General features: G+C 38.9%; 7 protein-coding genes. All 7 read left to right on the forward strand.

Translation table 11 applies throughout. The features are described 5' to 3' along the window. The first annotated feature begins 106 nt into the window (after positions 1–106). Positions 107–805, forward strand: coding sequence for a 30S ribosomal protein S2 (rpsB, locus tag CEX73_RS00690; protein ID WP_101626707.1), 699 nt, complete (start codon positions 107–109; stop codon positions 803–805). A gap of 71 nt (positions 806–876) precedes the next feature. After that, complete coding sequence (gene tsf, locus CEX73_RS00695) at positions 877–1,689, forward strand: translation elongation factor Ts (protein ID WP_101626708.1); 813 nt, start codon at positions 877–879, stop codon at positions 1,687–1,689. Between the two features lie 70 nt (positions 1,690–1,759). Beyond that, complete coding sequence (pyrH, locus tag CEX73_RS00700; RefSeq protein WP_101626709.1) at positions 1,760–2,476, forward strand: UMP kinase; 717 nt, start codon at positions 1,760–1,762, stop codon at positions 2,474–2,476. Between the two features lie 59 nt (positions 2,477–2,535). Next, positions 2,536–3,087 (forward strand): ribosome recycling factor, encoded by a 552-nt coding sequence (frr, locus tag CEX73_RS00705; protein ID WP_101626710.1) that lies wholly within the window; start codon positions 2,536–2,538, stop codon positions 3,085–3,087. Positions 3,088–3,208: 121 nt separating this feature from the next. Continuing rightward, on the forward strand, positions 3,209–4,417 hold the full coding sequence (ispC, locus tag CEX73_RS00710) for a 1-deoxy-D-xylulose-5-phosphate reductoisomerase (protein ID WP_101626711.1): 1,209 nt from the start codon (positions 3,209–3,211) through the stop codon (positions 4,415–4,417). 213 nt (positions 4,418–4,630) lie between these two features. Further along, positions 4,631–5,350, forward strand: a complete 720-nt coding sequence (gene ispU, locus CEX73_RS00715; RefSeq protein ID WP_101626713.1) for a (2E,6E)-farnesyl-diphosphate-specific ditrans,polycis-undecaprenyl-diphosphate synthase — start codon at positions 4,631–4,633, stop codon at positions 5,348–5,350. 9 nt (positions 5,351–5,359) lie between these two features. Beyond that, positions 5,360–6,223, forward strand: coding sequence for a phosphatidate cytidylyltransferase (gene cdsA, locus CEX73_RS00720; RefSeq protein WP_101626712.1), 864 nt, complete (start codon positions 5,360–5,362; stop codon positions 6,221–6,223). Positions 6,224–6,330: the final 107 nt, after the last annotated feature.

A 6,330-nucleotide genomic window follows, 5' to 3' on the forward strand; every position in this document is an offset into this window, starting at 1 on the left:
AGCACAAAGCAAGAGTACTTTTACTACAAAAGTTACCAGTTAGTAGTATAAGATACGCAAACATAAAGTATCGTATACCCAAAAATTAAATACATCGAGGTTTTATATGGCAACTGTTCTTATGCATGACATGTTCGAAGCTGGTGTTCATTTTGGTCATCAAACCCGCTACTGGAACCCGAAAATGAAACCATTCATCTTCGGTGCCCGTAACAAAATTCACATCATTAATTTAGAACAAACGGTACCGATGTTTAACGATGCTCTAGCTGAACTAAACAAAATTGCATCCAATAAAGGAAAAATATTGTTTGTAGGAACCAAACGAGCTGCAAGCGCAGCGATAAAAGAGGCTGCTAATAGTTGCCATCAGTTTTTTGTTAACTATCGTTGGTTAGGTGGAATGTTAACTAATTGGAAAACAGTTCGTCAGTCTATTAAGTACTTAAAAGAGTTAGAAACTCAGTCTCAAGATGGAACGTTAGAGAAGCTAACTAAGAAAGAAGCAATGATGCGTACTCGTAAATTAGAAAAACTAGAAAAAAGCCTCGGTGGAATTAAGGATATGGGTGGGCTACCAGATGCATTATTTGTGATTGATGCTGAACACGAACATATTGCAATCAAAGAAGCTAATAATTTAGGTATACCTGTTTTTGCGGTTGTTGACACGAACGCAAATCCTAATCATATAGATTTTATTATTCCTGGTAATGACGACGCTATTCGTGCCATAAATTTATATTTAACTGTTGTAGCAAGGGCTATACAAGAAGGTCGTTCTCAAGAACTTATCTCAAGATAAAGTGAAAAAACTTTTCTACAGTGATACTCTTTTTGTTTATCTCCCTAAATTAATTAAAGGATATTAAAATAATGGCTGATGTTACTACTGCTTTGGTAAAAGAACTACGTTACCGTACTAGTGCTGGGCTGATAAAGTGTAAAAACGCTTTAGTTGCAGCTCATGGAGATATTGAGTTAGCTATCGATTACCTCCGTAAATTAGGGCAGGCTACAGCAGCTAAAAAATCCGGGAGCATAGCTACTCAAGGTATAATTATTATCAAAAGAGCTAATAATAGCAAATATGCCGTAATCATAGAACTAAACTGTGAAACAGATTTCGTCGCTAAAAATCAAACTTTTATCAACTTCGGAGATAAAATAGTAACCGCAGCATTAGATCAACCGATGATAAAGTTAGATTTGCTTCAAAAAGAATTCGAAGAACAGCGCATCACTTTAGTAGAAAAGATGGGTGAAAATATTAACCTCCGCCGCATAGGTTTTCTAGAAGGCGAGATACTAGTTTCATACCTACATTGCGCTCGTATTGGGGTTATAGTATCTGCTACTAATGCCGAGCCCAATTTAGTTAAACAGATTGCTATGCATATTGCCGCGATCAAACCTGAATATGTTAATGTAGATGATATACCTAACGATATTATTTCCCGTGAGTACCAAATACAGCTCAATATTGCTATGCAATCCCATAAGCCATATGAAGTAGCGCAAAAAATGATAGAAGGTCGTATGCGTCAGTTTACCCAAAATATCTCTCTAACTAACCAGAACTTTATTCTGGATCCCACTCAGACGATCGGGCAGCTACTAGAGGCGCATAAAGCCAAAGTTAACAACTTTATTCGCTTTGAAGTTGGTGAAGGAATAAAAATAAAATAAATTTCGCTAATATTTGTCTAGTCAGTTCATTCGGTACTAGTACTAAACTAACAAAAGGAACTTATCATCCATGGATGCTAAACCTGTCTACCAACGTATTTTGCTCAAATTGAGCGGAGAAGCTCTACAGGGCATAGCAAATTTGGGGATAGACACTAGTGTCTTAGCTCGTATAGCTAAGGAAGTAAAAGAGTTAGTAAACTTTAGTATTCAGGTTGGCGTAGTTATAGGAGGCGGAAACATATTTAGAGGTGCTGTGCTAACACAGGCTGGTATAAACCGCGTTGTATGCGATCATATGGGAATGCTAGCTACAGTAATAAATGGTCTAGCCATTCGTAATGCTCTGCAGCATGTAGATGTCAACGCTAATATTATGTCAGCCATTTCACTGGATGGAATTTGTGAAAACTACAACTGGGAAAAAGCTATCTATTTGCTTGAGAAGAATAGCGTAGTGATATTCGTAGCTGGAACAGGTAATCCGTTTTTTACTACTGATTCTGCTGCTTGCTTACGTGCTCTAGAAATTAAAGCTAATGTAGTACTAAAAGCTACTAAAGTAGATGGTGTTTTTTCTGTTGATCCGACAAATAATCCAGATGCGATACTTTATGATAAATTAAGTTATCAGGAAGTACTTCAAAATGAACTAAAAATTATGGATTTAGCTGCTGTTACACTAGCACGTGATCATAATCTGCCCATTCGTGTGTTTAATATAAACACGCCAGGGGCTTTATTGCGTGTTGTCATGGGTCATAAAGAAGGTACTATTATTAATTAGCAAAAGAAAAATTTTCATTCTTATCAGCCAAGATAAATAAAGTCTCAAGGGTACACAACGTGATTAATGAAATCCAAAAAGATGCTGAGGTACGTATGGCAAAATGCGTAGAAGCATTTAAAAACCATATTAGTAAGTTCCGTACTGGCCGTGCTTCCCCAAGTTTACTTGATGGTATTGAGGTAAAGTCTTATGGTGCAATCATGCCATTGCGTAAGTTAGCTAATATTGTAGCGGAAGATTCACGTACCTTAGCGATTACCTTGTTCGATTTATCAATGATACCATCGGTAGAAAAAGCTATCATAGCCTCAGATTTAGGTCTTAATCCTTACTTAGCGGGAACAGTTATCCATGTACCATTACCGCCCCTGACTGAAGAACGACGCCGCCATCTGATTAAAGTAGTTCGCTTTGAAGCTGAACAAGGAAAAATTTCCGTGCGTAATATACGACGCGATGCTAATGACAAGGTAAAAGCGCTACTAAAAAACAAAACGATAGGTGCAGATCGTAGATATCAAGAAGATATTCAGAAAATCACCGAAATATGGATTAAAAAACTAGATAGCATCTTAGCAGAAAAAGAAAGAGAACTAATCGATTTTTAATTCGTAGACAGTCTGAAAACGCCGTAGTGGCCCCTCCTAAGTGAGGGTCTTGTCGCTGCGGCGTTTTTTTATGGTGTGTTGTCATATTTAATATATTCTAACGTAGTAGCTAAATAATTTCATGAGGCATTTGACGATTCTCGGTAGTACCGGTTCTATTGGTACTAGCACATTAGCTGTGATCAAAAATAATCCAGATCAGTTCACAGTACGTGCACTAGTAGCAAAAGATAATTTTTCTTTAATGACAAAACAATGTTTGGCTTTTCGGCCATCCTGGGCTGGTATGGCAGACGAGCGAGCGGCGAGGAAACTCAAAGCTAACTTAGCCCAAGTTCGAATCCCTATTCAAGTAATTTCCGGTACTCCAGCAGCTTGCGAACTAGCAGCACTAGAGGAAGTAGATACGGTGATGGCAGCTATTGTCGGGGCTGCTGGTTTACTACCCACATTATCTGCACTACGCGCTGGTAAACGCGTGTTGCTAGCTAATAAGGAGGCACTAGTAACTTGCGGGAGGCTGTTTATGAATGAAGTACGTGAGCACAATGCACAACTACTTCCAGTAGATAGCGAACATAATGCTATTTTTCAGAGTTTACCTGAACCACTTCAGCGTAAGTTACGGTATGCGTCGCTGTATGCGTCGCTGACTGAACATGGTGTATCACGAATTATTTTAACTGGGTCTGGAGGACCATTTCGTAATACTCCACTATCAGCGCTGGCTGCAATAACATCAGATCAAGCTTGTGCACATCCCAATTGGTCAATGGGACGCAAAATATCAGTAGATTCAGCAACGATGATGAATAAAGGATTAGAGTATATCGAGGCACGTTGGTTGTTTAACGCTTCCGCCGACCAAATTGAAGTACTGCTACATCCACAATCGATAGTTCACTCAATGGTACGCTATGCTGATGGTAGCGTTCTAGCCCAGCTAGGATATCCTGACATGCGCACTCCTATCGCCCATGCTATGGCATATCCTGCAAGAGTACCGACAGGAGTTACACCTCTTGACTTTTTACGCTTAGGTACTCTGAGTTTTTACCAACCAGATGGTGAACGTTACCCCTGTCTGCAACTAGCTATTGAAGCTAGTAAGAGCGGCCAGGCCGCAACCACTGCACTCAATGCCGCCAACGAAGTTGCGGTAGCAGCTTTTTTGCAAAGAGATATCAGCTTTACCGATATTGCTGCAGTAAACCGTAGGGTACTAGACCAGTTAAATTTTACCGAACCAGCTAGCGTAGAGGAAGTATTATTTATTGACCGTCAAGCGCGTCAAAATGCCCGCCTAAGCGTCCGCTATTTCGAGCGATAAATGATTATTGTACTCAACATTTTTGTTCGATGATCAGCAAAATGATATAGTAGTATACCACTAAGACCGTTAATAATGGCCAATTGCGTTATTAGTATACACGGATTATTGACTGCTTCGTAGGCCCTGTGTTTCAGAAAGAGAATAGTATTCTCTTATTAATTTAGGTAATACGTAAAAATAATATTGGCCGAAAATAAATTAGAGACTCAAATGTTTCCTGTTTTATCATCGCCCCAACATATAGCAATTATTATGGATGGTAATGGTCGCTGGGCGAAGAAGCAAGGCAAATTACGTATCTTCGGTCATCAGGCTGGTATTAAGTCAGTCCGCCGTGCAGTTAGCTTTGCAGTTAACCATCATTTCAACGCGTTGACGCTATATGCATTTAGCCGTGAAAATTGGAATCGTCCTACTCAAGAAGTTTCCGCGCTTATGGAACTTTTTGTTTGTGCATTAGATAATGAAGTAAAAAGCTTGCATAAACATAATGTACGACTAAAAATTATTGGTGATATTGGTCGTTTTGGTATGAGTTTACAGGAACGTATTTCTTATTCCGAGAAACTAACCAGCAATAATAATGGTTTAACTCTCAATATTGCCGCCAATTATGGTGGACGTTGGGATATTATTCAAGGAGTTAAGCAAATTGCTATTCAAGTCCAAGACGGTCTCTTACTTCCTCATGAAATAGATGAAAATATATTATGCCGTTATGTCTGTATGAATGAACTAGCCCCTGTAGATTTAGTAATCCGTACTGGAGGCGAACACCGTATTAGTAATTTTCTGCTATGGCAGATAGCTTATGCTGAGCTATTTTTTACCGATGTGTTATGGCCCGATTTTGATGACGTTGTTTTTGAAAATGCTCTCAATGCTTTTGCTCAAAGAGAACGGCGCTTCGGTAGAACTACACCTGACTAGGGAGGTTTTTTGCTGAAGTATCGCTTGATTACCGCATTTATTATTATACCTATAGTAATAGGTATACTTTTTTTATTACCGCCCATATGGTTCAAGCTAGTTACCTTAACAGTATGTATGTTAAGTGCCTGGGAATGGGGGCAACTAGCTGGATTAAATGATTTTAGTAAACGTTTTTGGCTGACCATAGTATATGGTTTACTATTGACTGTGATAACATTTGCTGTACCGATCTACTGGCCATTATTTATCGTATGGCAGGTACAATACGTCCTGTTAGTAGCTTTACTATGGTGGCTCACTGCACTAATACTAGTACTCTGCTATCCTAATTATGCTTTGTTCTGGTGTCATTCTCACTTACTACGATTAGCATTTGGCTTTTTTACTATACTACCTTTTTTTTGTAGCGTAATTATATTACTTGATTATAATTATGATATTAATCATTTTGCAGGATCTTGGTGGTTATTATATATCATGTTCCTAGTATGGAGCGCTGATTCTGGCGCTTATCTCTTCGGACGCGCTTTAGGTAGTCATAAGCTAGCTCCTAACATTTCGCCTGGTAAAACTTGGGAAGGTCTAATAAGCGGCCTGTTAATATCTTTAATTATTAGTTGGATATTTAATAGTTATGCACCGCTTCATGTCGCTCCGCTTACGCTGCTTGTCTGCTCCACAGTAGCTGCGCTAGCTTCTGTGGTTGGAGATTTAACAGAAAGTATGTTTAAACGTGAAGCAGGTATTAAGGACAGCGGGTACATAATTCCCGGGCATGGTGGAATGTTAGATCGTATAGATAGCCTTACTGCCGCTATTCCAGTTTTCGTTTATCTGATGTTACAAGTTTGTCACGCGGATATAAGTTAAAACTGGGAGATATTATGTTCAATTGTTACTGAATTTGTTAGGCTTTTATTGTTTTGCTAGATGATATAATCATCGTATCTGAATGTGGCTGATTTGGGGTTGCCCAG

Source organism: Candidatus Palibaumannia cicadellinicola, from assembly GCF_002855795.1.
In the GTDB taxonomy this organism is placed as follows: domain Bacteria; phylum Pseudomonadota; class Gammaproteobacteria; order Enterobacterales; family Enterobacteriaceae; genus Baumannia; species Baumannia cicadellinicola_C.

Bases quoted from the DNA above. Each gene is read 5' to 3' on its own strand.
- tsf (WP_101626708.1), top strand. From the start codon at position 877: ATGGCTGATGTTACTACTGCTTTGGTAAAAGAACTACGTTACCGTACT.
- pyrH (WP_101626709.1), top strand. From the start codon at position 1,760: ATGGATGCTAAACCTGTCTACCAACGTATTTTGCTCAAATTGAGCGGA.
- rpsB (WP_101626707.1), top strand. From the start codon at position 107: ATGGCAACTGTTCTTATGCATGACATGTTCGAAGCTGGTGTTCATTTT.
- ispC (WP_101626711.1), top strand. From the start codon at position 3,209: ATGAGGCATTTGACGATTCTCGGTAGTACCGGTTCTATTGGTACTAGC.
- ispU (WP_101626713.1), top strand. From the start codon at position 4,631: ATGTTTCCTGTTTTATCATCGCCCCAACATATAGCAATTATTATGGAT.